This is a genomic window from Phreatobacter cathodiphilus, from assembly GCF_003008515.1.
Taxonomy (GTDB): domain Bacteria; phylum Pseudomonadota; class Alphaproteobacteria; order Rhizobiales; family Phreatobacteraceae; genus Phreatobacter; species Phreatobacter cathodiphilus.
The window spans coordinates 2,317,140-2,343,117 of the sequence record NZ_CP027668.1 but is presented as its reverse complement, the minus strand read 5'-3'; the positions used below and the strand labels follow the sequence as shown (position 1 = coordinate 2,343,117).

28 protein-coding genes are annotated in these 25,978 nt (G+C 69.2%); 11 read left to right on the top strand and 17 right to left on the bottom strand.

Annotated elements, in window-relative coordinates:
* Positions 1–185 precede the first annotated feature (185 nt).
* The 4 genes from C6569_RS11420 to C6569_RS11405 all read right to left on the bottom strand — a co-directional run bounded on the left by C6569_RS11420 (position 186) and on the right by C6569_RS11405 (position 3,036).
* Positions 186–1,178 (bottom strand): fumarylacetoacetate hydrolase family protein, encoded by a 993-nt coding sequence (locus C6569_RS11420; RefSeq protein ID WP_106748965.1) that lies wholly within the window; start codon positions 1,176–1,178, stop codon positions 186–188.
* Positions 1,179–1,183: 5 nt separating this feature from the next.
* Complete coding sequence (locus C6569_RS11415) at positions 1,184–1,960, bottom strand: cyclase family protein (protein ID WP_106748964.1); 777 nt, start codon at positions 1,958–1,960, stop codon at positions 1,184–1,186.
* Between the two features lie 26 nt (positions 1,961–1,986).
* Positions 1,987–2,652, bottom strand: a complete 666-nt coding sequence (locus C6569_RS22385) for a TetR/AcrR family transcriptional regulator (RefSeq protein ID WP_106748963.1) — start codon at positions 2,650–2,652, stop codon at positions 1,987–1,989.
* A 75-nt stretch (positions 2,653–2,727) separates the two neighbouring features.
* On the bottom strand, positions 2,728–3,036 hold the full coding sequence (locus C6569_RS11405; protein WP_106748962.1) for a plasmid stabilization protein: 309 nt from the start codon (positions 3,034–3,036) through the stop codon (positions 2,728–2,730).
* A 79-nt stretch (positions 3,037–3,115) separates the two neighbouring features.
* Here C6569_RS11405 and C6569_RS11400 point away from each other — a divergent pair, with 79 nt between their 5' ends.
* Positions 3,116–4,096, top strand: coding sequence for an alpha/beta fold hydrolase (locus tag C6569_RS11400; RefSeq protein WP_106748961.1), 981 nt, complete (start codon positions 3,116–3,118; stop codon positions 4,094–4,096).
* Positions 4,097–4,921: 825 nt separating this feature from the next.
* On the opposite strand, the gene C6569_RS11395 is transcribed toward C6569_RS11400, so the two are convergent.
* Positions 4,922–5,290, bottom strand: coding sequence for a hypothetical protein (locus tag C6569_RS11395; protein WP_146144785.1), 369 nt, complete (start codon positions 5,288–5,290; stop codon positions 4,922–4,924).
* A 216-nt stretch (positions 5,291–5,506) separates the two neighbouring features.
* Here C6569_RS11395 and ettA point away from each other — a divergent pair, with 216 nt between their 5' ends.
* Together ettA and C6569_RS11385 are read left to right on the top strand one after the other, a co-directional pair.
* Complete coding sequence (gene ettA / locus C6569_RS11390) at positions 5,507–7,159, top strand: energy-dependent translational throttle protein EttA (RefSeq protein ID WP_106748959.1); 1,653 nt, start codon at positions 5,507–5,509, stop codon at positions 7,157–7,159.
* A gap of 8 nt (positions 7,160–7,167) precedes the next feature.
* Entirely contained in the window at positions 7,168–7,683 is a 516-nt protein-coding gene (locus C6569_RS11385) for a GNAT family N-acetyltransferase (RefSeq protein ID WP_106748958.1), read from the top strand.
* A 147-nt stretch (positions 7,684–7,830) separates the two neighbouring features.
* Here the strand turns inward: C6569_RS11385 and prmB are convergent, their stop codons facing one another.
* On the bottom strand, positions 7,831–8,742 hold the full coding sequence (gene prmB, locus C6569_RS11380) for a 50S ribosomal protein L3 N(5)-glutamine methyltransferase (RefSeq protein ID WP_106748957.1): 912 nt from the start codon (positions 8,740–8,742) through the stop codon (positions 7,831–7,833).
* A 95-nt stretch (positions 8,743–8,837) separates the two neighbouring features.
* Positions 8,838–9,026: a hypothetical protein gene (locus C6569_RS21955; protein WP_181313725.1), complete on the bottom strand. Its 189-nt coding sequence runs from the start codon at positions 9,024–9,026 to the stop codon at positions 8,838–8,840.
* Between C6569_RS21955 and C6569_RS11375 the strand changes: the two genes are divergently transcribed.
* Both C6569_RS11375 and C6569_RS11370 read left to right on the top strand, forming a co-directional pair.
* Positions 9,016–10,806: a tetratricopeptide repeat protein gene (locus C6569_RS11375; protein ID WP_181313724.1), complete on the top strand. Its 1,791-nt coding sequence runs from the start codon at positions 9,016–9,018 to the stop codon at positions 10,804–10,806. The two genes, C6569_RS21955 and C6569_RS11375, sit on opposite strands and share 11 nt — an antisense overlap.
* A gap of 19 nt (positions 10,807–10,825) precedes the next feature.
* Entirely contained in the window at positions 10,826–11,710 is an 885-nt protein-coding gene (locus tag C6569_RS11370; protein ID WP_106748956.1) for a 4-(cytidine 5'-diphospho)-2-C-methyl-D-erythritol kinase, read from the top strand.
* Positions 11,711–11,749: 39 nt separating this feature from the next.
* On the opposite strand, the gene queC is transcribed toward C6569_RS11370, so the two are convergent.
* Both queC and C6569_RS11360 read right to left on the bottom strand, forming a co-directional pair.
* The gene (gene queC, locus C6569_RS11365) at positions 11,750–12,445 is read right to left on the bottom strand and encodes a 7-cyano-7-deazaguanine synthase QueC (protein ID WP_106751006.1); all 696 of its coding nucleotides are present in this window, start codon (positions 12,443–12,445) and stop codon (positions 11,750–11,752) included.
* 228 nt (positions 12,446–12,673) lie between these two features.
* Positions 12,674–13,681 carry a polyprenyl synthetase family protein gene (locus tag C6569_RS11360; protein ID WP_106748955.1) on the bottom strand — a complete coding sequence of 336 codons (1,008 nt, stop codon included), beginning with the start codon at positions 13,679–13,681 and terminating at the stop codon, positions 12,674–12,676.
* 124 nt (positions 13,682–13,805) lie between these two features.
* Between C6569_RS11360 and C6569_RS11355 the strand changes: the two genes are divergently transcribed.
* Both C6569_RS11355 and C6569_RS11350 read left to right on the top strand, forming a co-directional pair.
* On the top strand, positions 13,806–14,036 hold the full coding sequence (locus C6569_RS11355) for a putative signal transducing protein (protein ID WP_106748954.1): 231 nt from the start codon (positions 13,806–13,808) through the stop codon (positions 14,034–14,036).
* Positions 14,037–14,128: 92 nt separating this feature from the next.
* Positions 14,129–14,896 (top strand): tRNA1(Val) (adenine(37)-N6)-methyltransferase, encoded by a 768-nt coding sequence (locus C6569_RS11350; RefSeq protein ID WP_106748953.1) that lies wholly within the window; start codon positions 14,129–14,131, stop codon positions 14,894–14,896.
* Positions 14,897–15,292: 396 nt separating this feature from the next.
* On the opposite strand, the gene glyS is transcribed toward C6569_RS11350, so the two are convergent.
* From glyS to C6569_RS11320, 7 genes are all read right to left on the bottom strand, one after another.
* Positions 15,293–17,536: a glycine--tRNA ligase subunit beta gene (gene glyS, locus C6569_RS11345; protein WP_106748952.1), complete on the bottom strand. Its 2,244-nt coding sequence runs from the start codon at positions 17,534–17,536 to the stop codon at positions 15,293–15,295.
* Positions 17,537–17,568: 32 nt separating this feature from the next.
* The gene (locus tag C6569_RS11340; RefSeq protein ID WP_106748951.1) at positions 17,569–18,027 is read right to left on the bottom strand and encodes an endonuclease domain-containing protein; all 459 of its coding nucleotides are present in this window, start codon (positions 18,025–18,027) and stop codon (positions 17,569–17,571) included.
* 206 nt (positions 18,028–18,233) lie between these two features.
* Positions 18,234–18,731 (bottom strand): DUF3828 domain-containing protein, encoded by a 498-nt coding sequence (locus C6569_RS11335; protein ID WP_106748950.1) that lies wholly within the window; start codon positions 18,729–18,731, stop codon positions 18,234–18,236.
* On the bottom strand, positions 18,731–19,660 hold the full coding sequence (locus tag C6569_RS11330) for a glycine--tRNA ligase subunit alpha (RefSeq protein ID WP_106748949.1): 930 nt from the start codon (positions 19,658–19,660) through the stop codon (positions 18,731–18,733). Before C6569_RS11330 ends, C6569_RS11335 begins: the two co-directional genes overlap by 1 nt.
* Positions 19,661–19,728: 68 nt before the next feature.
* On the bottom strand, positions 19,729–19,890 hold the full coding sequence (locus C6569_RS21950; RefSeq protein WP_181313723.1) for a hypothetical protein: 162 nt from the start codon (positions 19,888–19,890) through the stop codon (positions 19,729–19,731).
* Positions 19,891–19,971: 81 nt separating this feature from the next.
* Positions 19,972–20,730, bottom strand: coding sequence for a hypothetical protein (locus C6569_RS11325; RefSeq protein ID WP_106748948.1), 759 nt, complete (start codon positions 20,728–20,730; stop codon positions 19,972–19,974).
* A gap of 140 nt (positions 20,731–20,870) precedes the next feature.
* A complete protein-coding gene (locus C6569_RS11320) occupies positions 20,871–21,293 on the bottom strand; it encodes an OsmC family protein (RefSeq protein ID WP_106748947.1) in 423 nt (140 codons plus the stop codon).
* 170 nt (positions 21,294–21,463) lie between these two features.
* Here C6569_RS11320 and C6569_RS11315 point away from each other — a divergent pair, with 170 nt between their 5' ends.
* Positions 21,464–21,862 (top strand): hypothetical protein, encoded by a 399-nt coding sequence (locus C6569_RS11315; RefSeq protein ID WP_146144784.1) that lies wholly within the window; start codon positions 21,464–21,466, stop codon positions 21,860–21,862.
* Between the two features lie 92 nt (positions 21,863–21,954).
* Positions 21,955–22,365, top strand: a complete 411-nt coding sequence (locus C6569_RS11310; RefSeq protein WP_106748945.1) for a GFA family protein — start codon at positions 21,955–21,957, stop codon at positions 22,363–22,365.
* 107 nt (positions 22,366–22,472) lie between these two features.
* Here the strand turns inward: C6569_RS11310 and C6569_RS11305 are convergent, their stop codons facing one another.
* The gene (locus C6569_RS11305) at positions 22,473–24,149 is read right to left on the bottom strand and encodes an electron transfer flavoprotein-ubiquinone oxidoreductase (protein ID WP_245898076.1); all 1,677 of its coding nucleotides are present in this window, start codon (positions 24,147–24,149) and stop codon (positions 22,473–22,475) included.
* Between the two features lie 258 nt (positions 24,150–24,407).
* Between C6569_RS11305 and C6569_RS11300 the strand changes: the two genes are divergently transcribed.
* Positions 24,408–25,034: a transglutaminase-like cysteine peptidase gene (locus C6569_RS11300; RefSeq protein ID WP_106748944.1), complete on the top strand. Its 627-nt coding sequence runs from the start codon at positions 24,408–24,410 to the stop codon at positions 25,032–25,034.
* A 100-nt stretch (positions 25,035–25,134) separates the two neighbouring features.
* The gene (locus C6569_RS11295; RefSeq protein WP_106748943.1) at positions 25,135–25,959 is read left to right on the top strand and encodes a uracil-DNA glycosylase; all 825 of its coding nucleotides are present in this window, start codon (positions 25,135–25,137) and stop codon (positions 25,957–25,959) included.
* Positions 25,960–25,978 lie beyond the last annotated feature (19 nt).

The window sequence follows — 25,978 nt, the reverse complement described above, 5'->3', positions numbered from 1 at the left end:
CCTTTCTGAGCGTGCCGCAATGCGGCACGGACGGCGGACATACGCACCGGTAGGTTACCGGGCCGGACAAAAAGAATGAAATCTCATTCCATTAGCCGAAATTGCGCGCCCGGCCGCAGGGCCCGCCCTCTTTCCAAAGACGGAGGCGATTTCGCGGTGCGGGACGTGTGGTCCGCAGCTTCGCGTCAGGCACCGGCGGCCAGGATGCGGTTGCGCAGCGTGCCGAGGCCGGCGACCGAGAGCTCGATGACGTCGCCGTGGGAGAGGAAGCGGTCATGTTCGAGGCCGCAGCCTCCGTTCACCGTTCCGGAGCCGAAAACCTCACCCGGCCGAAGGGTTTCCGACCGCGAGACATAGGCGATCATGTCCTCGAAGGAATGGAGCATCCCGGCGGTGCTGCTGTCGGTCCAGACCTGGCCGTTCACCCGCGCCGTGGCGGCGAGGCCGTAAGGGTCGGGAAGCTCGTCGGCGGTGAGGATGTAGGGGCCGAGCGCATTGCCGGCGTCGAAGCTCTTGCCCTTGGCGGGCCCGAGCATGCCGGCCATTTCGGCGAGCTGGGCGTCGCGGGCGGAGAAGTCGTTGAAGATCGTGTAGCCGAAGATGTGCCGGCCGGCGCCCGCGTGGTCGATATTGGACCCGCCGCCCCAGAGTACGGCGGCGAATTCCAGCTCGTAGTCCATCAGCTTCGAATAGTCCGGCCAGACGATGTCGGCATCCGGGCCGACGATCGAGAAGCGGTTGGTGAAATAGTAGATCGGCCGCTCGCGATAGACCTTCGGCACCTCCGCCTCGGGCTTCAGCGCCTGCGCGGCGGCCTCGTCGCCCTTGGCCCGCGCGATGATCCGCCTCATCCCCACCGGCGCGTCGAGGATGTGGCGGGGGAAGACGGAGAAGTCGCGCACCTGCGGCGGCACGGGGATCGGCGCCAGCAGGCGCACCCGCGACAGCGGCCGGGCGATGTCCTCGTCCACCTTGTGGGTCGCCGCGAGGTGGCGAGCCTTGTCGAGGGCGCGCGGGCCCGCCTCGATCAGCGCCAGCATGGAGCGGAAGGCGGTGGCAGGCACGTGATCGCGGTGCGCCGCCGTGGCGAGGTCGAGCACGTGCTCGTCGCCCTCCGGCCCGATGATGGCGCCGAGGCGCTCGCGGCCGTGGGAGCCGACGAAGGTGACGAGCTTCATGGCGGTCAGTCCTCGAAGATGGCGACGGCCCGGCAGAAGCCGGCGGAGGCCTTGTGGATCTTGAACGGGAAGCAGGAAATGGTGAAGCCGGTCGCGGGTAGCTTGTCGAGATTGGTCATCTTCTCGATATGGCCGTAAGCGCGCACCATGCCGGCGCGATGGCCCTCCCAGATGAGACCGGAATCGCCCGTTTCCGCATATTTTCGCGCCGTGTGGACGAAGGGCGCGTCCCAGCTCCAGGCATCGGTGCCGGTGATCCTCACGCCGCGCTCGGTCAGGTACAGCGTCGCCTCGCGTCCCATGCCGCAGCCGCGGCCGACATAATCCGGCTCGCCGTAGCGGGCGCCGGCGGCGGTGTTGACGACGACGATGTCGAGCGGCTGCAGGGTGACGTCGGCGCGCGTCAGCTCCGCTTCCACGTCGGCGGCAGTGGCGACATAGCCGTCGGGGAAATGGCGGAAATCGAGCTTCACGCCGCGCTGGAAGCACCAGTCGAGCGGCATCTCGTCGATGGTCCAGGCGGGCTTGCCGCCGTCGGTCGTCGAGTGGAAGTGGTAGGGCGCGTCGAGGTGGGTGCCGTTGTGAGTGGAGACGTTGAGTTGCTCCACCGCCCAGCCCTCGCCGCCGGGCAGGTCGTGCTGCGTCAGGCCTGGAAAGAACGGCAGGATCTGCCCGACCGACTGCTTGTGGTCGACATAGGTGATCGATGGCAGGGCCGAGGGCGGGTCGGAGGCGATGTCGGCGCGCAGGGCCACGGAGAGGTCGATGATGCGGCGGGGCAAGGCGGTCTCCTTCGGGTGAGGCGGGTTCAGTGGACGTCGGGTCCGGCGGCGGCCAGAGCCCGCAGCCCCGCCGCGGCGAAGACGACGGCGCGGGCCAGCATGGCGTCGGTGTCCTCGTCGCGCGCTTCGCCGCCAGACAGCCGGTCGGCGCGGCCGGTCGGCGCCATCTGGGTGAGGGCGGCGCCGACGACGAAGAGATAGCCCCAGGTGGCGGCGGCGCGGTCGAGGCCCGGCAGCGCCGCGGTTAGCGCGGCGATGAAGCGCCCCGCCATGGGATCGTAGCTGCGGGCGACGAGATCCCTCCGCCAATCGTCCTCGGCGGTTCCGGTCGCGAGGATGAGGCCGGCAAAGCGGCTTCCGCCACGGCGCGGGTCATGGCCGGCCTCGATGGTGGGGCGCAGCAGGGCCTCGACGATGTCCTCCACGCTCGGCTGGCCACGCGCCAGCATGACGTCGAGCCGCGCCAGCCGGATGCGGTTGATGGCGCCCGAGCGGCGGGTGAACATGGCCTCGAACAGGCCCTCCTTGGTCTTGTAATGGTAGTGGAGCAGCGCCTGGGCGACGCCCGCGGCCTCGGCGATGGCGCGCATCGAGGCGCCCTCGAAGCCGCGCGCGGCGAACACGGCCTCAGCCGCGTCGAGGATGTCCTCCTTCGCGGTCGGCTTGCTCGTCCCGGCGGCTCGCACGGCCATGCGCCCTCCCGCTGATCGTGTGATCAGTCAAGGCCAGGGCGGCCCGGCGCTCAAGATCGGCCGAACAGGGGAGGGTCAGTGCCTGGCGGCGTTACGCTTGCGGGTCGCGGCGGCCTTCTTCGCGGAGGCGGACCGCTCCGCGGCGCTGCGCGAGGCGCTGGCGGCGCCACCCTTCGCGCCGCCCCGTTTGGCCGAGACCTTGGTGTCGGCCTTGCCGCGGCCGGAGCCAGACTTGTTGCCGCCGCCGCTCTCCTTGTTGACGGTCGCCCAGGCGATGGCTTCCGCCCGCTTCTCCGAGGTGCCGCGCTCCTCGTAGCTCTTCTCGATATGCTCGGCCTTGCGCTTCTGCTTGTCCGTATAGGCCGACTTGTCGCCCTGGGGCATCGCCGCCTCCTGTTCGGGGGAATGTTCAAGGGCCAACGGCTGGGGCAGGCTTGCGGTTCCGCGCACCTTCGGAGGTCCCATGTCCGCGACGGAAGACGCGCCGATCCCGCTCAGAACCGTGAAGGCCAACGGCATCACCATGCGCATCGCCGAACTCGGCGAAGGCCCCCTCGTCCTGTTCTGCCACGGCTGGCCCGAGGGCTGGGCCTCATGGCGCCATCAGATGCGGGCGGTGGCGGCGGCGGGCTACCGGGCGGTGGCGCCCGACATGCGGGGCTACGGCCATACGGACGCGCCGGCGGAGATCGAGCGCTATTCCATCCTCGACCTCGTCGCGGATCAGGTGGAGCTGGTGAAGGTGCTGGGGGCGGAGGACGCCGTCGTGGTGGGCCACGACTGGGGCGCCCCGGTCGCCTGGCACTGCGCGCTGCTGCGCCCGGACGTCTTCCGCGCCGTGGTGGGCATGAGCGTGCCCTGGACGCCGCCCGGCTACAGCGACCTGCTGACGGCGCTGGAGAAGCTCGGCATCCGCGACTTCTACATGCAGTATTTCCAGGCGCCGGGCGTCGCCGAGGCCGAACTCGACCGCGACCCCGAGGACAGCCTGAAACGCATCTATTTCGACGGGTTCGGCGACCGCACCGGCCGCCGCAAGTCGATGATCCGCCTGAAGACGCCGGGCGGCCTCATCGCCAACACCGATCCGCCGGGCGAGCTTCCCGCCTGGCTGCCGCCGGCGCACATGGCCTATCTCGCGGGGCAGTTCGCCCATTCCGGTTTCCGCGGCGGGCTCAACTGGTACCGTAACCTGCGCCGGAACGCGGCGCTGACGGCGCCGTGGCGCGGCCAGCCGATCCGCCAGCCCTCGCTGTTCATCGCCGGGAGGAATGACGGCGTGATGCATTTCCCCGCGTCGAAGGCGCAGATCGAGGCTTATCCGAAGACACTGCCGGGCTGCCGCGGCGTGCATCTCATCGAGGGCGCCGGCCACTGGATCCAGCAGGAGCGGGCGGAGGAGGTGAGCGGGCTGCTGATGGGGTTCATCGAGGCGCTGGGTTAGGCATCACTGTCGGCGGCGCTTCATCAACTTTCGATCGCTTCGTGTCGGCGCGAAATCTTGATTGCCTCCGTCGGCGGCTCATGCATGACTTCTTCGTCCGCTATGAAGGAGCTGCTATGATCATCTGCCGCCGTCGCTTTCTCGACACCTTCGGCCTCGGACTGATCGCCACCACGCTGGTGGGCCAAGCCCCTATCGCCTCTGCACAGCAGCCGCATCCCGCTTGCCGCGGCATGCGGCAAGGCAACCCGCAATTTGCCACCCTGGGCTGCCGTACCACCGGCGGGGCAAGCACCCATCCCACCCAGCAGCAGCGTCCGTCGAACAATGCCGTGGTTCAGCAACCTAGGCGCCCCAACGATACTCTAATCCAGCAGCCGCATCCCGCCTGCCGCGGCATGAGGCAAGGCAACCCCCAGTTCGCTACACTCGGTTGCCGCACCACTGGCGGAGCGGGAAGCCGCTAACAGCCGCAGATTTAGCAAGCTGACAGACGCTCGCAGAGCTGCCTGCAGGCATTCTTCGATTGGGAAGTATGCCGAGGCGCAAACGCCATACTGAGAATATTGCATTGATGTTTCTCTACCGCGACTTCCCAACGGGGGGCAGTCGGCCGGAGCTGGCAGGGGCCCGTTCTGCGCATGCGAAGTTCACGTCGTGAATGGCCGGGACGAACCCGGCCATGACGCGGATCGGAAGGCGCGTCACTCAACCGGCGACACCGTCCCGGCACTCCCTTTCCGTCAGGCCCGGGCTCGTCCCGGACATCCACGCATGTCCTCGGTCCTTGTCAGTCCTATCGGAGCCTGCGCGCCAACGCCCGCCTCACCGCGCCGGGACGAGCCGCTCCTTGCCGACGCCTTCCTGGCCGGCGATGGTCCAGGTGCCCTCGAGCGTGCCGTCGTCGTTGATGCGATAGACCACGAGGCCCACCGATTCCCCCAGCTTGTAGGCGGCCGAGAGCACGTTGCCCTGGCGCATGCAGAAGCCCTGGGTCGGCGGCGTGTTGACGATGGCCCAGCGGATGCCGCAATTGCCGCCCGCCGTGCCGCTGATGACGGCCACGCCGCGATAGCCGGTGCCGTTGCCGTTGTCGCCGATGACGTTGTAGCGGCCGGTGAGCTGCTGGGCGCTCGCCGCGCCGATGCCCGCGATCAAGACGGCCGCAGCGGCGGCCAGGATTGTCCTCGCCATGGATGTCCCCCCGAGATAGTCGTTCGGCGCTTGCCGCGCCCGGCCCCAGATCAGCACGGTTCCGCCGGCTTGTCATAGGGGCGCGGCACGGAAAATTCGCCGCATCCGGCTTGCGGCTTTCCCCGCCGCCCGCTATCTCGCGCTGATCACGCGACATCCAGCTCGACGCGGCGCGGCACCGCCGGTGCACGCGGCACATCAGGGACGCCCCACGCCATGGCTCGCCAGTTCGCCTACCACATGTCCGGCCTGACCAAGGCCTATCCGAACGGCAAAAAGGTTCTGGAAAACGTCCACCTGTCCTTCTACCCGGACGCCAAGATCGGCGTGCTCGGCGTCAACGGCGCGGGTAAGTCCACCCTGCTGCGCATCATGGCCGGAATGGACAAGGAATATACCGGCGAGGCCTGGGCCGCCGAGGGCGTGCGCGTCGGCTACCTGCCGCAGGAGCCGCAGCTCGATACCAGCCTCACCGTGCGCGAGAACGTCATGCTCGGCGTCGCCAAGAAGAAGGCGATCCTCGACCGCTACAACGAGCTCGCCATGAACTATTCCGACGAGACCGCCGACGAGATGGCGAAGCTCCAGGACGAGATCGAGGCGCAGGGCCTGTGGGATCTCGACAGCCAGGTGGACCAGGCGATGGACGCGCTGATCTGCCCGCCGGACGACTGGGCGGTGGACAAGCTCTCCGGCGGCGAGAAGCGCCGCGTGGCGCTCTGCCGCCTCCTGCTCGACCAGCCGGAAGTCCTCTTGCTCGACGAGCCGACCAACCACCTCGACGCCGAGACGACCGCCTGGCTGGAAGGCCACCTCAGGACCTATCCGGGCGCCATCCTGATCGTCACCCATGACCGCTACTTCCTCGACAACGTCACGGGCTGGATCCTCGAGCTCGACCGCGGCAAGGGCATACCCTACGAGGGCAATTACTCCTCGTGGCTGCAGCAGAAGCAGAAGCGCCTCCTCCAGGAGGGCCGCGAGGAGGAGACGCGCCTGAAGACGCTGCAGCGTGAAGCCGAATGGATGGGCTCCTCGCCCAAGGCGCGGCAGGCGAAGAACAAGGCCCGCATCCAGCGCTACGACGACCTCGTCAAGAAGGCCGCCGAGGCCGGCCCGACCACCGCCCAGATCATCATTCCCATCGCCGAGCGCCTCGGCAACAACGTGATCGAGTTCAAGGACCTGTCGAAGGCCTTCGGCGACAAGCTGCTGATCGACAACCTGTCGTTCCGCCTGCCGCCGGGCGGCATCGTCGGCGTCATCGGCCCGAACGGCGCCGGCAAGACGACGCTGTTCCGTATGATCGCGGGCCAGGAAAAGCCGGACGGCGGCGAGATCATCGTCGCAGACAACGTCAAGCTCGGCTATGTCGACCAGTCGCGCGACGCCCTCGCCGACAACAAGACGGTCTATGAGGAGATCTCCGGCGGCAACGAGATCCTCTATCTGGGAAAACGCGAGATCAACGCCCGCGCCTATTGCGGCGCCTTCAACTTCAAGGGCGGCGACCAGCAGAAGAAGGTCGGCCAGCTCTCGGGCGGCGAGCGCAACCGTGTCCACCTCGCCAAGATCCTGCAGCGCGGCGCCAACGTGCTGCTGCTCGACGAGCCGACCAACGACCTCGACGTCGACACGCTGAGGGCGCTGGAAGAGGCGCTGGAGGATTATGCCGGCTGCGCCGTCATCATCAGCCATGACCGCATGTTCCTCGACCGCATCGCCACCCACATCCTCGCCTTCGAGGGGGACAGCCACGTCGAGTGGTTCGAGGGCAATTTCCAGGACTACGAGGAGGACAAGAAGCGTCGCCTCGGCATCGATTCGACCATTCCGAAGCGGATTCAGTACAAGAAGTTCGCGCGCTGAGGGTCCGCATGACCGGAGAGCCGACCATCCGCCTCGCCGGCCCGGACGACCACGAGGCCATCGCCGCCATGAACCGGGCGATGGACCTCTTCTACAACCCGCAGCTGCCGCCGAGTGCGGCGGGCGACGTGACTGCGCTGATGCGGCGGATCGAGGCCGATCCGCAGCTGGGAACGCTGGTGGCCCTCGCGTTCAACGAGGGGCAGCCCGTTGGCATCGCCTTCTTCGTGCTGGTGCACCCGGGACGGCGGCTCGGTGGCATGCTCTTCGTCAAGGATCTCTTCGTCGTCGAGGCGGCGCGGGGCGCCGGCATCGGCGAGGCGCTGATGGCCTTTCTCGCAGGCTTCGCCCGCGACAAGGGCATCACCCGCATCGACCTGACCGCCGAGCCCCACAACGAGGGGGCCCAGCGCTTCTACGAGCGGCTGGGGATGAAGGTTCGGCCGGCGATCTCCTACCGGCTGGAAGGGGAGGGGCTCGATGCCCTGGCCAGGGGCGACGGCAAGCGGACCCCCCACCCCTGACCCCTCCCCGCCGCAAGCGGGGGGAGGGGAACTGCGGGACGTCTCGTCGCGATCTGCCACACCACGGGCGCATGAAGGGGCTCGTCCCCTCCCCCCGCTTGCGGCGGGGAGGGGTCAGGGGTGGGGGTGAACTCAGCGCTGCGATGGTTATTCGGCCGCCAGATCAGCCGCACTGAGCCAGAACACCTCGCCCTCGCTCTCGGCCGAATCGAGCCAGAGGAACGGCAGGTCGTATTCGGCCTCGAGGATGTCGCGCCCGGTTCCGATCTCGCAGATCAGGCCGCCCTCGGGGGTGAGGTGGTCGCCCGCCTCGGCGAGGATGCGGCGGACGATGTCGAGGCCGTCGGCGCCGCCCAGATGGGCCATGACGGGTTCGGCGCGGTATTCGGCCGGGAAGGCGTCCACCTCGGCCTTCGCCACATAAGGCGGATTGGCGATGATGAGGTCGTAGCGGCGGCCGGCGAGCGGCTTGAACAGGTCGCCGGCGATGAGATGGACCCGGTCCTCCATGTCGTGGTCGGCGAGGTTGAGCTTCGCCACCTCCAGCGCGTCGCGCGACAGGTCCACAGCGTCGACGGCAGCGTTCGGATAGGCCATGGCGGCGAGGATGGCCAGGCACCCGGAGCCGGTGCACAGGTCGAGCACTCGGGAGATCTCGAAGGGGTCGGGAACGGGGCCCGCGCCGTCCTGGGTGAGCGCCCCCGTCATCATCATCTCGCCGAGATAGGAGCGCGGCACGATGACCCGCTCGTCGACCCGGAAGGGCACGCCCTGGATATAGGCGCGGCCGACCAGGTAGGGCGCCGGCTTGCGGGTGGCGATGCGGGCCTCGATGAGGCCGATCAGCCGCTCGCGCTCCGGCCGCGTCAGGCGCGCCTCCAGCCAGGGGCCGAGTTCGTCCACGGGAAGGGAGAGGCCCTCGAGCATCATGAAGGCCGCCTCGTCGAGGGCCGTGGTGGTGCCGTGGCCGTAGACCAGCCGGGCCTGGGCGAAGCGGGTGACGGCATAGCGGACGAGGTCGCGCAGCGTCAGGAGTTCGTCGGCGGGCGAGAGGGCCATGAGGCAGATTCCGGAACGGGCGAAAATGCTCGCCCCCGCGCCCTGCTAAAGCCTCCCACGGCCGGCTTCAAGCCTCGCCGGGGCCGTGGGACCGATCAACGCGCGACGATCACGAAACCGCCATCTGCCTTGGCATCGCCCAACTCACCCGCCAAGGTCTCCTTGCGGATCACCGGCTTCGAAGGCATGCTGGACCGATGCCCCGCCGACCCGACAGGCGCATTTTCTCGCGTGCGGCGCCGATCTTCTCCGAGGAATGACGAGAGAGCGATTGTGACGATCAAGACCCCTTTCCGCGTCCTCGCGCTGGCGGCGGCCATCGCCACCGCCGTCGTATCCCCGGGCCTGGCCCAGGCGCGCAACCAGAGCTTCGAACCGCTGGGCGCGACCCCGACCTTCCGTGACGCCCTGCGCGGCTCCGTTTATGGCAACGTGCTGGCGGCGCGGCTGGCCTCCAACGTGCGGGACACCTCGGCGGCGTCGGTCTACTGGCGCGCGGCGCTGCGGCAGGATCCGCGCAACAACGAGATCCTGGAACGTGCCTTCGTCACCACGCTGGCCGACGGCAATGTCGACGAGGCCGGCCCGCTCGCCGAGCGGCTGATCCAGATCGATCGCGGCCACCGCCTGGCGCGGCTGACCCTCGCCATGCGGGCGCTGAAGGCGAAACAGTTCCAGACCGCCCGCACCCATCTGACCGCGGCGCCGCGCGCCAATGCCGACCTGACCTCCGCCCTGCTCATCGGCTGGACCCATCTCGGCTCGGGCGACGCGCAGGCGGGTGTCGCCGCGCTCGACCGGCTCACCGGTGCCGACTGGTACAACCTGTTCAAGAACTTTCATGCCGGCCTGATCCTCGACGCCGCGGGACGCCGCGCCGAGGCCGGCCGTCGGCTGGAGGAGGCCTACAAGCAGGACCCGACGATCCTCAGGATCGTGGACGCCTACGGCCGCTGGGCCTCGCGCGCCAAGTCGGCCGACGACGCTCGGCAGATCTTCGCCGCCTACGACAAGGTGATTCCCAACCACCCCGTGATCGTCGCGGCGCAGGAGCGGCTGAGCCAGCCGGGCGGGTCGCTGCCCATGCTGGTGCGCACCAGCCAGGCCGGTGCCGCCGAGGTGCTCTACGGCCTCGGCTCGGCCCTGTCGCGCCAGGGCGGCGAGGACCTCGCCCTCATCTACCTGCAGCTCGCGCGTTGGCTGGAGCCGCAGCAGGACATGGCGATCCTGTCGCTGGCCGACCTCTATGAATATCTGAAGCTGCCGCGCCGGGCGATCGCGGTGTTCGAGGCCATGCCGGAGAGCTCGCCGCTCTACCGCAACGCCCAGATCCAGCGGGCGCTTAACCTCGAACAGCTCGACCGCACCGACGAGGCGCGCAAGGCGCTGTCCGACCTCATCGCCCGCAACCCGCAGGATCTCGAGGCGCTGCAGGCGCTCGGCAACATCCAGCGGGCGCGCAAGATGTTCGGCGAGGCGGCGGAGACCTATTCCAAGGCGCTGGCGCTGATCTCCGATCCGGGGCCGCAGCACTGGATCTACTTCTACTTCCGCGGCATCGCCTATGAGCGCACCAAGCAGTGGGCCAAGGCCGAGGCGGACCTGAAGAAGGCGCTCGAACTCATCCCCGAGAACAATGCCCGCGGGCGGGCGCAGGTGCTGAACTATCTCGGCTATTCCTGGGTCGACCAGGGCATCAACCTGGAAGAGGGCCTCGCCCTCGTGCGCAAGGCCGTCGAGCTGACGCCCGAGGACGGCTATATCGTCGACAGCCTCGGCTGGGCCTATTACCGCATGGGCCGCTACGAGGAGGCGGTGGCCGAACTCGAGCGGGCGATCGAGCTGAAGCCGGAAGACCCGGTCATCAACGACCATCTCGGTGACGCCTACTGGAAGGCCGGCCGCGAGCTCGAGGCCCGGTTCCAGTGGAACCATGCCCGCGATCTCAAGCCGGAGCCGGACGACCTGCCGCGCATCCTGGACAAGATCGCCAACGGCCTGACCGACAATCCGGTCCAGACCAGCCGCAACACCGGCGAGGGGCCGGCTCCCAAGCCGAACTGACCGCTCCCGGCCCCGGTTCATGCCGCCCGGCCTCACCGCGCGCGCGTCCGCCAAGGTGAACCTGACGCTCGCCGTCCGGGCGCGGCGCGCCGACGGCTATCACGACCTCGAAAGCCTCGTCGTCTTCGCGGCAGCCGGCGACGCGTTGCGGTTCGTGCCCGGCGGAGCGGGGTTCTCGCTGGTGACGCGCGGCCGCACGGCGGGGGAGGCGGGGCCGGTCACCGACAATCTCGTGCTCAAGGCGGCGCGGCTCCTGGCCGAGCGTGTGCCCGGCCTGCCGGGCGGCGCCTTCACCCTCATCAAGCGGCTGCCGGTGGCGGCCGGCCTCGGCGGCGGCTCGTCGGATGCGGCGGCGGCGCTGCGTCTCCTGGCAAATGCCGCGGGTCTTTCCCTCGACGACCCCCGCCTGATGGAGGCGGCCCGGCTGACGGGATCCGACGTGCCGGTGTGCCTCGCACCGGCCGCCCGCTTCATGCGCGGCACGGGGCACGACCTCGGACCGATCCTCGCCCTCCCGAGGCTGCCGGCGCTGCTGGTCAATCCGCGGGTGGCGGTGCCGACCCCCGCCGTCTTCGGCGGGCTCGGGTTGGCGCCGGGGGCGACCCGGGGCGGCGATCCCGCCGTTGTCGTGGAGGATGGCAGTCGCCGCGACCGGCGGGCCCTACTGCCGCTGCTCGCGGCTTCGCGCAACGATCTGGAAACGCGGGCCCTGGCGCTCGCCCCGGTCATCGGGGAGGCGCTGGCGCTGCTGCGCGGCGATCCCGCCTGCCGGCTGGCGCGCATGTCGGGCTCGGGCGCGACTGTCTTCGGGCTCTACGACACTTGTCGGGCCGCCGCGGCGGCGGGCAAGGCGATCACCGCCGTCCGGCCGCACTGGTGGGTGAAACCGACCATGCTGGGGTGAGGGCGCACCGGCGGATCGGCAGGGCGGTATGGGGCCTCATCATTCCCGATAACGCCGCCAGCCGGCGGCCCGCAGGTGGCAGGCCGGGCAGGTGCCGCAGCCGTGGCCCCACGCGTGAAGTTCCGTCCGGACGCCGAGGTAGCAGGAATGCGAGTCGGTGCGGATCAGCTCGACCAGCGCTTCGCCGCCGAGGCGTTCCGCCATCCGCCAGGTGTCGGCCTTGTCGATGAACATCAGCGGCGTGTGCAGCACGAAGCGCTTTTCCATGCCGAGGTTCAGCGCCACCTGCAGCGCCTTGATGGTGTCGTCGCGGCAGTCGGGATAGCCGGAATAGTCGGTCTCGCACATGCCGGCGACGATGTGCTTGAGGCCGCGGCGATAGGCGAGGGCCGCGGCGAAGGTGAGGAACACGAGGTTGCGGCCCGGCACGAAGGTGTTGGGCAGGTCCTGGTCGGTCATCTCGATGGCGACCTCGCGGGTCAGCGCCGTGTCGGAGACCTCGCCGAGGGCGGCGAGCCCCAGCGTGTGATCGGGGCCGAGGCGGGCCGCCCAGCCAGAATTCACCCGGCCGAGCCCGTCGCGAATGCCGGCACGGCAGGCGAGTTCGACCTGATGGCGCTGGCCGTAGTCGAAGCCCAGCGTCTCGACATGGGCGAAGCGGTCGAGCGCCCAGGCCAGGCAGGTGGCGGAGTCCTGGCCCCCGGAGAAGAGCACGAGGGCGCCGTCGTCAGCCATGAGGGCGCGCCCGTCCGCAGGCAGCCATCGCAGACCGCGCCGCTGCGTCATCTCTCCCCGGCGGGGAGAGGTCGGCCTCGGGCCTCGTGAGGGGGCCGGGCCTGACGGCGAGGGGTTTCCCCCTCACACGTCTCGCTGCGCTCGGCGACCTCTCTCCGCCGGGGAGAGGTGAGACGCCGACCCGCTCCGAGATGGGTCGATCGAGGTCGCGTTCCGCCACGGCCGCCATCAATGGGCGCGGGAGATGCAGAAATCGACCGCCTGGACGAGGGCGTCCTTCATCGGGCTGTCGGGGAAGAGGGCGAGGGCGTCCTTGGCCATGTCGCCGTAGTGGCGGGCGCGTTCGATCGTGTCGGCGAGGGTCCCGTGGCGCGCCATGAAACCGGTGGCGGTTTCGAGGTCTCCCTCCTCGATGGCGCCGTCCACCAGCACCTTCTTCCAGAAGGCACGCTCCTGTTCCGAGCCGCGGCGGAAGGCGAGCACCACGGGCAGGGTGATCTTGCCCTCGCGGAAGTCGTCGCCGGTGTTCTTGCCGAGCTTCTGCGACTTGCCGCCATAGTCGAGGGCGTCGTCGACGAGCTGGAAGGCGATGCCGAGATTCATGCCGTAGGCGCGGGCGGCGGCCTGCTCGGCCTTGGGCTTGCCGGCGATGACGGGGCCGACCTCGCAGGCGGCGGCGAAGAGCTCGGCCGTCTTGCCGCGGATGACGGCGAGATATTCGTCCTCGGTGGTGGCGGTGTTCTTGGCGGCGGCGAGCTGCATCACCTCACCCTCGGCGATGACGGCGGCGGCGGTGGAGAGGATGTCGAGGGCGCGCAGGGAGCCGACCTCGACCATCATCTTGAAGGCCTGGCCGAGCAGGAAGTCGCCGACCAGCACCGAGGCCTCGTTGCCCCAGACCATGCGCGCCGCCGGACGGCCGCGCCGCATGTCGCTCTCATCCACCACGTCGTCGTGGAGGAGGGTCGCGGTATGCATGAACTCGACGGCCGCGGCGAGTTTCACATGGCCCTCGCCCTGGTAGCCGGCGAGCGCCGCGGTGGCGAGGGTGAGCATGGGCCGCAGCCGCTTGCCGCCGGAGGAGATGAGGTGGTTCGCCACCTCCGGGATCATGGTGACTTCGGACCCCGTGCGCGACAGGATCATGGCATTGACCCGGTCCATGTCCGCCCGCGTGGCGCCCACCAATGCCTCGATGGAGGCCCTGTCCTTTTCGAAGGGGACAACGACTGCCACGCCATGCTCCACTGCCGGCCCGCAGGATGCGGGCAAATTCGTGACGGACAATAGGCAGGTGGAGGCGGCATCTCAAGCCGCCCGGCCTTCACGAAACGTCGCGCAGCCGCCGGGAGGCCGGGTTTTGGAAGAGATCATCCGCACCGCCGACCCCGTTCTCGTCAGCGCCGTCGAAGCGCTCCTGGAGGGCGAGGGAATCTCCGTCTTCGTCGCCGATCGCCACGTCTCAGCCATCGAGGCGCGAATCACCGCGTTTCCGCTGCGTATTTTGGTACCGGAAGCAGACGTCGCGCGGGCTCGCGCTGCCATCGTTGCGGCAGGATGGGGCGATACCTTGCGACAAGGGGCGCCGTGACGGCGATTCAGGCCGAGAAAATCTGTTGAATCCGCAACTGTCGCTAGAATTGAAATATTCTAATCAGCGCGTGTGTATGCAATAAGGCGCATATGACTCTGCTCGACGACCCCCTCTTCGAACACACGGCCGACCGGATCCTCGGGGGCCGTGTGGCGATCACCCAACCGCGGGTTGGACATCGCGCCGGACACGACGCCGTGTTGCTGGCGGCCGCGGTGCCGGCCTCGCCGGGAGACCGTATTCTCGACCTCGGCGCGGGCGTGGGGGCCGCCGCCTTCTGCCTGGCGGCGCGCGTGCCGCAGTGTTTCCTCACCCTGGTGGAGATCGACCCGGCCCTCGCCGAACTCGCCGAGCGCAACGCCGCCGCCAACGGCTTCGGCAACCGCACCCGGGTCATCGTCATGGACGCGCTCGCCCGCGGCGCTCCGCGCGAGAAGGCCGGGCTGCTGGTCGGCGAGATCGACCGGGTCATCACCAATCCGCCCTTCCACGACCTGCCGCGCCATCGCCCCTCGCCGGGGGTCGGCAAGCGCCTCGCCCATTCCGGCGGCGACGAGCTGCTGGCGGGCTTCCTGCGCACCGCCGTGGCGGTGCTGCGCCCCGGCGGCACGGTGACGCTCATCCACCGCGCCGACCGCCCCGACGCCCTGCTCGCCGCGATGAAGGGCCGTTTCGGCGGCATCACCGTGCGCCCGGTCCACCCCCGGCCCGGCGCGGCGGCGGTGCGGCTCATCCTGACGGGAACGAAGGGCTCGCGGGCGCCGGTCTCCATCCTCCCGGGGCTGGTGCTGCAGGACAGCCTGGGACAGCCGACGCCGGAGGCCGAGGCCATCCTGCGCGAGGGGCGGGGCTTTTAGGCCCGAACCGATCGGCGACGTCAGTGAGGGGGAGGCCCTGCTGCCTTCAGAGGAGGCAGACACCGGCTTTGCCGCTATGCTCGGCCTTGTGCCGGGTATCCACGACTTGAACTCCGAAGCTCCAGAATTCGTGGATGCCCGGGACGAGCTCGGGCATGACGGCGTGTCATCGGGGAAGGTGGCGCAGACGCGCGGCCGTCATGTCCACCCTGATCTTCGGAACGTCCGTCACGGCGCACTGCGCCACCCTCCCCTGGAGGGGGAGGGTCGATCGCGCGCAGCGCGGTCGGGGAGGGGTGAAAGGCCTAACGGGAGCTGCGTCACCCCACCCCGTCGGCCTGACGGCCGCCGACCCTCCCCCTCCAGGGGAGGGTGGGGTGGACGGCGACGCCGCCGTCAACCCTCGATCTTCGAGAAATCCGCCACCGTGGCCGTGGCGGCGCGGAGTTCCGCCAGGATCTTCAGCCGGTTCTCGCGCAAGGCGGGATCCTCGGCGTTCACCGTCACCTTGTCGAAGAAGGCGTCGACCGCGGGCCGCAGCTCCGCGAGGGCCTTCATCGCCCCGGCATAGTCCTCGCGCGCCACGTGGTCTCGGGCATGGGCGCTCGCCGACTGGAGCAGGCCGAACAGCGCCCGCTCCTCCGGCTCGCCCTTCTCGTGGACGAGGGCGGCGTCCGGCGCGCCGTCATAGGCGCGGCCGTCCTTCTTCTCCTCGATGCGCAGGATGTTGATGGCGCGCTTGGTGCCGGCGAGGAGGTTTTTCCCGTCCTCGGTGCCGAGGAGGGCGGCGAGCGCCTCGACGCGGCGGACGACGAGCAGCAGGTCGTCATTGCCCTCGCCGGAGGCGAGCACCGCATCGACGAGGTCATGGCGCTGGCCCTGGTCGCGGAGCAGGACCTTGAGGCGGTCGTGGAAGAAGGAGAGGAGGTCAAATGGGAGTTGTTGATAATCGAATGAGGGCCTAGAAATTGTTTTCTTCCAGATGCCGCTGCCCCCGCGCGCCAAAAGCTTCGGGTCATCAACAGGACCTTCTGATACTTCATGTACCTGAAGAATCGGTGCCCAGTGCTCCGACATCTTGCTTGTCACTTCTGCGAGTTTAAGTCGGAATGAGTTCTCCAGCACCAACCTGATCACGCCCAGCGCCGCCCGGCGCAGCGCGAACGGGTCCTTCGACCCCGTCGGCTTCTCGTCGATGGCCCAGAAGCCAACCAGCGTGTCCAGCTTGTCGGCCAGCGCCACGGCGACGGCCACCTTGTCGGTCGGGACGCGGTCGCTCGGCCCCTGCGGCTTGTAGTGGTCCTCGATGGCGGCGGCGACGCTCTCGTGCTCGCCCTGGAGCAGGGCGTATTTCCGCCCCATCAGGCCCTGAACCTCCGGGAATTCGCCGACGACCTCGGTCATGAGGTCGGCCTTGGCGAGCTCGGCCGCGCGCTCGGCATCCTTCGGATCGGCGTCGACCAGCGGCGCGATGTCGCGGGCCAGCGTCATGATGCGGTCGACGCGCTCGCCCTGCGTCCCCAGCTTCTCGTGGAACACGACGTTGAGGGCGCGCAGCTTCGCCATGCGCTGGTCCAGCGGCTTGCCCCTGTCCTCGAAGTCGGGAAGCGGCTTCTGGTCGGTCTCCCAGAAATAGAGTGCGTCGGAGAGGCGGGCGCGGATGACGCGCTCGTTGCCGGCGACGATGGCCTTGCCGCCGTCGCTGGCCTCGAGATTGGCGGTGAGCACGAAGCGGTTGGCGAGGCGGCCGGTCTTCGGGTCCCGCACCACGAAGCATTTCTGGTTCGCCCGGATCGTCGCGCGGATGACCTCGTCGGGGATGGCGAGGAAGCTCTCCTCGAAGGCCCCCATGAGCACCACCGGCCATTCGACGAGGCCGGCGACCTCGTTGAGCAGGTCCTCGTCCTCGACGAGCTCCAGCCCCTGGGCGAAGCAGAGGTTCCGGGCGTCGGCGAGGATGCGGCGCTTGCGCTCCTCCGGGTCGGCGACGACGAAGGCCTTCTCCAGGCTCGTCAGATAGTCGTCCATGCGCCGAACGCGGATGTCGCCGGGCGCCATGAAGCGGTGGCCGCGCGTCGTCTCGCCGGATGCGATGCCGTCGATGGAAAAGCGGATGACCTCGGGGTCCTCGGTCTCGGGGCCGAAGGTGCAGAGGATGGACTGCAGCGGTCGCACCCAGCGCAGCGACGAGGACGAGACCGAGGCGGCGCCCCAGCGCATGGATTTCGGCCAGGGGAAGGCGCGGACGATCTCCGGCACGATCTCCGCGATCACCTCGGGCACCGGGCGGCCGGGCTTCTCGATGACGGCGATGTAGCTGTCGCCTTTCTTCGGATCGGACTGGATGGTCGCCTGGTCGATGGAGGCGAGGCCGGCAGCCTTGAGGAAACCCTGGATGGCGGCGTCGGGCGCGCCGACGCGGGGGCCCTTGCGCTCTTCCTTCACATCGGGCGAGGCGACGGGCAGGCCGTGGACCGAGAGGGCGAGCCTCCGCGGCGTGACGATGACACGGGCGCCCTCGTAGAGGCAGCCGCGCGCCACCAGCGCGTCGGTGACGGCCTTCTTCAGATGCGCGGCGGCATCCGCCTGCATGCGGGCGGGGATCTCTTCGGAGAGGAGTTCGAGGAGAAGGTCGGGCATCGAACGGTCTTCCGGGCCTCGGCGAGGCTCATTCACCCGTCCCGCGAAGGAGAGGGGCGGGCCGCAGGACGGCCTGGGGTGGGCTGGAGTCGCCGCCGCCGATGGGTGACGGGCGCCTCCGGATCGCGCCCCAAGAACACGGCTCGGTGCACCGTGTCCAGTACTGACGTCATTTCCCGCATCACCTGGTGGTTCCAGAAGCGCAGAACGCGGAAGCCCTGACCTTCCAGAAAGGCGGTGCGGACGGCGTCGTGCCGCCGCTGGCCCGGATGCCCGTGGTGATCTCCGTCAAGCTCGACGACCAGACGGCTCGCGAGACAGGCGAAATCCGCGACATAGGGCCCGATCGATACCTGACGGCGGAAATGGGTGCCGGCGATGGGGATGCGGTGCAGTTCCCGCCACAGCCGGCGTTCCGCCGGCGTCTGGGTTGTCCGCAGGAGGCGGGCCTGCTCCAACCGAAAGCGCCTGAGTTGATCCGTGTCGCGCACGTCACCCCACCCCGTCGGCCTGCGGCCGCCGACCCTCCCCCTCCAGGGGAGGGTGAAACGTGCGAGACATCCTGGTCAAGGAACGCGAGGCGGTCGCGCCTCGTCACCCTCCCCTGGAGGGGGAGGGTCGGCGGCCGCAGGCCGGCGGGGTGGGGTGAACCTTTGCTACGGGCGCCTGACGGCTGCCTTCAGCCGATCGCTGCCCGTCACTCACGCATCTGCAGGAGCTGCGACAGCACCCAGCCGGGGTCGCCGGCGCCGGAGACGTCGTCGATCAGCCAGCGGCCGTTCTCCAGCGCCATGTCGAAGGTGATGACCTGCGTCTCCGGTTGGCTGGCGAAGACCTTGAGCGTCACCGCCACCTTGGCCTTGCGCTCGTCGCGGCTGACGAGGCGGTAGACGTTGCGGGTGTGATAATCGTCGTCGCTGTCCTGGCAGCCGCAGGCGAAGCCGAAGTCGAGGCCGGGCATCACGTCGCCGGAGCGGCGGCTGCGGGCCTGCTGTTCGGTATAGAGGCGGCGCAGCCGGGGCGTCAGATAGGGGTTCACCGAGGCGCGGCCGGGCTTGGCGTAGAAGGCGCGCAGCGCCGCGACCGGGTCGGCGGGGGCGGGCGCCTGGGCCGGCCGCGGTGCCGGCTGGGCGAGGGCGGGTGCGGCGGCGAGGACGAGGCCGGCGACGACGAGACGGCGGTTCATCAGGATCATCAGGCGGCTCCACCCGCTTCGGTCTTCAGCCAGGCGGCGCCGCAGGCCTTCGCCAGTTCGCGCACCCTCAAAATGTAGCTCTGCCGCTCGGTCACCGAGATGACGCCGCGGGCGTCGAGCAGGTTGAAGGCGTGGCCGGCCTTGAGGCACTGGTCATAGGCCGGCTGGACCATCAGGTGGCGCTCGCCGCTCTCGCCCTTGCCGAGGAGCGAGCGGCATTCGGCTTCCGCCTCGGCGAAACGGCGGAACAGGGCGGCGGTGTCGGCATGTTCGAAATTGTAGCGTGAATATTCCTGCTCGGCCTGCAGGAATACCTCGCGGTAGGTGACCTTCTCAGGCCCTTCGCGGCCGTTGAAGTTCAGCTCCATGATGCTCTCGACGTTCTGCAGGTAGCAGGCGAGGCGCTCGAGGCCGTAGGTCAGTTCGCCCGAGACGGGGGCGCATTCGATGCCGGCCACCTGCTGGAAGTAGGTGAACTGGCTCACCTCCATGCCGTCGCACCAGCACTCCCAGCCGAGGCCCCAGGCGCCGAGCGTCGGGTTCTCCCAGTCGTCCTCGACGAAGCGGATGTCGTGCAGCTTCGGGTCGAGGCCGATCGCCTCCAGCGAGCCGAGATAGAGCTCCTGCAGGTTCGGCGGGTTCGGCTTCAGGATCACCTGGAACTGGTAGTAGTGCTGCAGCCGGTTCGGGTTCTCGCCGTAGCGGCCGTCCTTGGGCCGGCGGGAGGGCTGCACATAGGCGGCGTTCCACGGCTTCGGCCCGAGGGAGCGCAGCATGGTGCCGGGATGGGAGGTGCCGGCACCGACCTCCATGTCGTAGGGCTGGAGGATGACGCAGCCCTGCTCCGCCCAGAAGGCCTGGAGCGCCAGGATCAGGCCCTGGAACGAGCGGTCGGGCCGCATGTGCGGCGGCAGATCGGATCGAGACATCGCGGAGCGGCCTGTCGGGACGGTGAGTGCCGTCCCTTAAAGACCGGGTGCGAGGGGGTCAACCGCCGTCAGAACGGGCGGTATTCGCCCGTTACGGGATCGCGGCGCAGGCGGCGGACGCCCTGCTGCGCGCGTACCGGCTTCAACTGCGTCTGCAGCGACCTGCGGACGAGAACATAGGTGGCGATCACGACGACCGCGACCGCGGCCCCCATCAGGACTGGCGGCATGATTCTCTCCCGCGGGCCTCAATGATGCGTTGCACTATGTCACACAGTGATTCCGGCGAAATAGCGGCAGTGCACTTCTGGTTAACCGCAGGTGACCCGGCCGAGGGTCACGCCCTCGAAGAGGCCGCGCGCCTGGGGGGAGGCGTCGAGGCCGAAATCGGCCGGGGCGAGGGCGCCCTTTTCGGCCAGCGGCACGACGGCGCGGCGCACCACGCTCGCCTCCGGTCGGCGCCAGAAGGCGGTGTCGGCCGCGGCGCGCGGGTCGACCGGCGTGCGCGGCGGCATGAAGCCGGCGACGAAGAGTGTGATGTTGGCCGCCGCCAGATGGCGCAAATGGCTGTCGCAAGGCGTGTAGGCGAGGGCACGCAGGTCGTTGGCAAGATGGGCGGCGTGGTCGAGCACGCCGTTGCCGGTGCGGCGCGGACCGAGGGGCGGGGGCAGGAGGCGCGGCCCGTCGATCTCCACATAGCCGCCGGGCTTGCGCAAAACCACGGGGCCGACGGGCGTGTAGGTCATGGCCACGGCGGAGGTGCCGACGAGCTGCATGCCGGTGGTGGCGGTGACGGATTCCCGGACGCCGGGGACGAGCGACATGATGCGCGGGCCGCCGTCTTCGGTCGCGGCCGGGCCCGCCGGGCCGGGGGCCTGCCAGAGGGCGGCCATGCGCGGCACGCCCGGCAGGGTGAGGGAGCCGGTGGCGAGAGCGAAGCCGCCGAAGCCGAGGCCGGCGGCGCAGACGATCAGCGCCAGCATGGACACGCCGCCGGAGGACGGATCGGCCTCGCGGTCGCCGGCGCGGCCGCGCTGCTTGCGGAAGTTCATTGCCACGTCGTCGGCCATGAGCCCTCGCTGTGGGAGCGGAACAGAGCCTCGATCGTGACACGGGAGGTATGAGGGCGGGCTTAACGCGGGCGCGGTCTTTGACGAAAAAGCGCCCCGGCACGGTAACCGGGGCGCAATCTTTGGGCGCGGGATCGAGGTCAGACGAGCGAGGCGTCGAGGGTGATCTCGGCATTGAGCAGCTTCGAGATCGGGCAGCCCTCCTTGGCGCCCTTCGCCACCTCGGCAAAATCCTCGGCCGAAATGCCGGGAACATGGGCCGAGAGCGTGAGGGCCGATTTCGACACCTTGAAGCCGGCGCCGTCCTTCTCCAGGGAGACCACCGCCTCGGTCTTCAGCTCGGTGGGGGTCAGGCCCTTCGACTGCAGCGCAAAAGCCAGCGCCATGGTGAAGCAGCCGGCGTGGGCGGCCGCGATGAGCTCTTCCGGATTGGTGCCCTTCTCGTCCTCGAAACGGGTGGTGAAGGAATAGGAGGTGCCGTCGAGCACGCCCGACTGGGTGGTGAGCGTGCCTTTGCCGTCGCGGCCGGTGCCGTGCCAGACGGCGCTTGCGGAACGATTCATGGGGAACTCCTGAGGGTCGACGGCGCAGCATGGGCCATCCGGGTGCAACCGTCATGACGGCTGGAGGTTCCCTCGACCGGCCGTTGGGCAGGCCGTCGCGGCGGGCGCGCTTCGGCGCTAGGGTGGCGCCACGGATTCGCCGCAAGATGCGGCACACTGGACCCATGATCATGCGCGCGCTCCTTCTCGCCCTGACCGCCCTTCTGGCGATGCCGGCCCTCGCGGCGGCCCAGGCTCCCGCCCCGGGGCAGGGGCAGCGCCTGCGCGGCGCCGACTTCGCCGGCTTCTGGGCCTCGCAGCCGGGCGGCCGCGCCGGCGTCGAAATCCGCGTCAGCGGCGCCTCCATCGTCGCCCGCGAGCTCTTCACCACCCAGGCGGCCGGCCGCTGCGGCACGGAGGGGCGCGGCCGGCTCACCGGCTTCACCTCGCGGCTGAACTTCCGCGGCCGCTGCGCCGACGGCAGCCGCACCTCCGAGACCTGGTGCTCGGTGACGCTGGAGAGCCGCGACCGCATCTCGTCGCGCTGCGGCAACGGCCACCGCATGACGCTTCACCGCGTCAGGGGCTGAGGGTCTGCCCAACGGCCGGCCTCGCCAGATCGGCGGTGCCGCTCTAGCCTTCCGCCGCGCCGCCGGCAGACGCGGCGGGCCGGGAGACGACCATGCTGACGGGCGGATGCTATTGCGGCGCGCTGCGCTACGAGGTGGCGGGCGAGCCGATGTTTCGCGGCGAGTGCCATTGCCGCGAGTGCCAGACAATCTCCGGCGGGGCCGAGAACTATTTCATGGCGGTGCCGGTCGAGGGCTTTCGCTATGTGCAGGGCGAGCCGGCGCGCTACAGCCGCCCCGATCTCGAGAACCCGGTGACGCGCGAGTTCTGCGCGACCTGCGGGACCCACCTCGCCACACTGTCCCCGCGGCGCAAGAACGCGGTGATCCTCAAGGTCGGCGGGCTGGACGATCCCTCCGTCTATGGCGGGCCTGACGTGGTGTTCTACACGTCCGAGGCGCAACCGTTCCACCTCATCCCCGAGGGCGTGCCGGCCTTCGAGAAGTTCCCGCCGCCGCGGTGAGCGCGCGCGATCCCGGGCCCCGGGCCGGTTCTTGAGCCTGCGCTCGGCACTTCAGGTGTGCAGGGCGGCCGCCGCAGACGAAAAGGGCGCCCGCAGGCGCCCTCGTCTCACATCCCCGGATAGTTCGGCCCGCCGCCGCCCTCGGGCGTCACCCAGTTGATGTTCTGGGCGGGGTCCTTGATGTCGCAGGTTTTGCAGTGGACGCAGTTCTGCGCGTTGATGACGAACTTCGGGTCGGTTCTCGCGGCGGGGTCGGCATAGACGACCTCGTAGACGCCGGCCGGACAGTAGAGCCGGGCCGGCTCGCCATATTTCGGCAGGTTCTCGCGGATCGGGACAGAGGGGTCCTTCAACTGCAGGTGGACCGGCTGGTCCTCCTCGTGATTGGTGTTCGAGATGAAGACGCTCGACAGCTTGTCGAAGGAGATGACGCCGTCGGGCTTGGGATAGACGATCGGCTTCACCTGATCGATGGGCTTCAGGGTCTCGAAGTCCGCCTTGCCGTGCTTCAGCGTGCCGAAGGGCGAGACGCCGAGGATCGAATTGATCCACATGTCGATGCCGCCGAGGATGACGCCGCCGATGGTGCCGAACTTGGACCAGAGCGGCTTGACGTTGCGGACCGTCCAGAGGTCCTTGCCCACCGCGCTGGAGCGCCAGCTCGCCTCGTAGGAGGCGAGCTCGTCATGGGCGCGGCCGGCGGTCAGCGCCTGGACCAGGTGCTCGGCCGCGAGCATGCCGGAGTGGACCGCGTTGTGGGAGCCCTTGATGCGGGGCACGTTGACGAGGCCCGCCGCGCAGCCGATCAGGGCGCCGCCGGGGAAGGCGAGTTTCGGGACCGACTGCCAGCCGCCCTCGGTGATGGCGCGGGCGCCGTAGGAGAGGCGCTTGCCGCCCTCCAGCACGGGGCGGACCATGGGGTGATGCTTGAAACGCTGGAACTCGTCGAAGGGCGAGAGGGTCGGGTTCTCATAGTTCAGGTGAACGACGAAGCCGACGTAAACCAGGTTGTCCTCGGCGTGGTAGAGGAAGGAGCCGCCGCCGGTCTTCATGTCCAGCGGCCAGCCGAAGGAGTGCTGCACGAGGCCGGGCTTGTGGTTCTCCGGCTTGACCTGCCAGATCTCCTTCAGGCCGATGCCGTATTTGCCGGGCTCGCGGCCCTCATCAAGCTTGAAGCGCTTGATGAGCTGTTTGGTGAGATGGCCGCGGGCGCCTTCGGCGAAGAGCGTGTATTTGCCGCGTAGCTCCATGCCGCGGGTGAAGCGGTCGGTGACCTCGCCGTCGCGGGCGATGCCCATGTCGCCGGTGGCGATGCCGGTCACGGCGCCCTTCTCGTCGAACAGAACTTCCGCCGCGGCGAAGCCCGGATAGATCTCGACGCCGAGCGCCTCGGCGCGCGCCGCCAGCCACTTCGTCACGTTGCCGAGTGAGCCGATGAAGTTGCCGTGGTTGTTCATCAGCTTCGGCATGCCGAAGTTGGGCAGGCGCAGGCCGCCCGCGGGCCCGAGGAAATAGAAGCGGTCGTCGGTGACCTGCTGCTTGAGCGGGCGGTCGGGATCCTCGCGCCAGTCGGGCAGCAGGGCGTCGAGGCCCGTGGGGTCGATCACCGCGCCCGAGAGGATATGGGCGCCGACCTCGGAGCCTTTTTCCACCACCACGACGGTCAGGTTCTCGTCGAGCTGCTTCAGGCGGATGGCCGCGGAAAGGCCGGCCGGGCCGGCGCCGACGATGACGACGTCGTAGTCCATGCCCTCGCGCTCGGGCAGGTCCATCGGTTCGGCCATTGAGATCCCTCGTGATTCACGGGGGCCGGCAGCCCCATGCGACTTTTGTCGATTTCTAAAGCACGGCTTACCGCCGATGACAACGCATCGACCGGGGGAGGGTTGCGCCCTGCGGCGTTGCGCCGGCGCATCACCCGTTAACCAATTGGAAAGATCTCTTAAGGATGTCTTAACATCGCACTTGAGCCGCAATGATTAACAGGAGATTAATGGACCCGGGTCGCAGGGCAGTCATCGTTGGTTCAGGGGTTCTCACCCATGTTTCGCTTTGCGTCCTGGTTTTTGTTCGCAGCTCTCGGCATCGCCGGCCTCGCCGACGGTGCTCTCGCCCAGCAGGGCGCACGCCGGCTCGCGTCGCTGACGGCGGGCGCGGTCACCTCGGCGCCGATCGGCTGGGTCCAGTTCTGCGGCGAGAATCCGGCGGACTGCGCCGAGCGCTCGCCGGTCGCCCGCACCGTCACCCTCACCTCCGCCGCCTTCGCGCAACTCGCCCGCGTCAATCTCCAGGTCAACCGGGAGATCGAGCAGGTGACCGACATGGATCATTTCGGCGTCGAGGAATACTGGACCTATCCGGTCGGAGGAAAGGGCGACTGCGAGGATCTGGTGCTGGAGAAGAAGCGCCGGCTGATCGCCCTCGGCGTGCCGCGCGAGGCCATGCTGATCACCGTCGTCCGCGACCTCAAGGGTGACGGCCATGCCATCCTGACCGTCGTCACCGACCGCGGCGACTACATCCTCGACAACTTCACCAACGAGGTGAAGCTCTGGCACGAGACCGGCTACCGCTTCATCAAGCGTCAGTCGCCGACCGACCCGAACCAGTGGGTTTCGCTGAACGGCGGCGCCGCCGGCCCGCAGCTCGTGGCCAATCCGCGGCGCTGACCTCCCACCATCTCGTTTCGTCTCCCCGGCGGTCGCAGCGGGTGGAGACGCAAGGCCGGAGCGGGTCGCAGCGCTCCGGCCTTTCGCTTATGATGGGCCCATGACCCTGTCGCTCACCCCGGACGAAATCGAGGCGCTGCTCGTCTTCTACCGCGACGCGGGGGTGGACGTGGCCGTCGGCGAGGATCCCGTCGACCGCTTCGCCGAGGCGGATGCGGAGGCAGCGCGCCGACGCGAGGCTCTCGCCGCACGTCAGGAGGCCGCGCGCGCGCCGGCCCTGGCGCGGCCGCAGCCGGTGAGCGCCGCAGGAGCGCCGCCGGCGCCCGATTCGGCGGTGGCCGCGGCGCGGGAGGCGGCGCGCTCGGCGAAGAGCCTTGACGAGCTCCGCGCCATCGTCGAGGCTTTCGAGGGCTGCGCTCTGAAGGCGACCGCCTCGCGCACCGTCTTCGAGGACGGTGCGCGCGACGCCCGCGTCATGTTCGTGGGCGAGGCGCCGGGCCGCGAGGAGGACATGGAGGGACGGCCCTTCGTCGGCAAGTCCGGACAGCTCCTCGACAGGATGCTGGCCTCCGTCGGCCTCGACCGGCAGACCAACGCCTATATCGCCAACATCATCCCCTGGCGCCCGCCCGGCAACCGCACCCCGACGCCGCAGGAGATCGCCATCTGCGAGCCCTTCGTGCGCCGGCAGATCGAGCTGAAGGCGCCGGAGCTGCTGGTCTGCGTCGGCGCGCCCTCCACCGAGACGCTGCTCGGCCTCAAGGGCATCATGAAGATGCGCGGGCGGATGACGGGTTACGAGGCCGGCGGGCGAACGATCCGGGCCATCGCGACGCTGCATCCGGCCTATCTGTTGCGCAGCCCCATCGCCAAGCGGCTCGCCTGGCGCGACATGCTGACGATCCGGAAGACGCTGGAGCTGTAAGCCCGCGACAGTGCGGCTG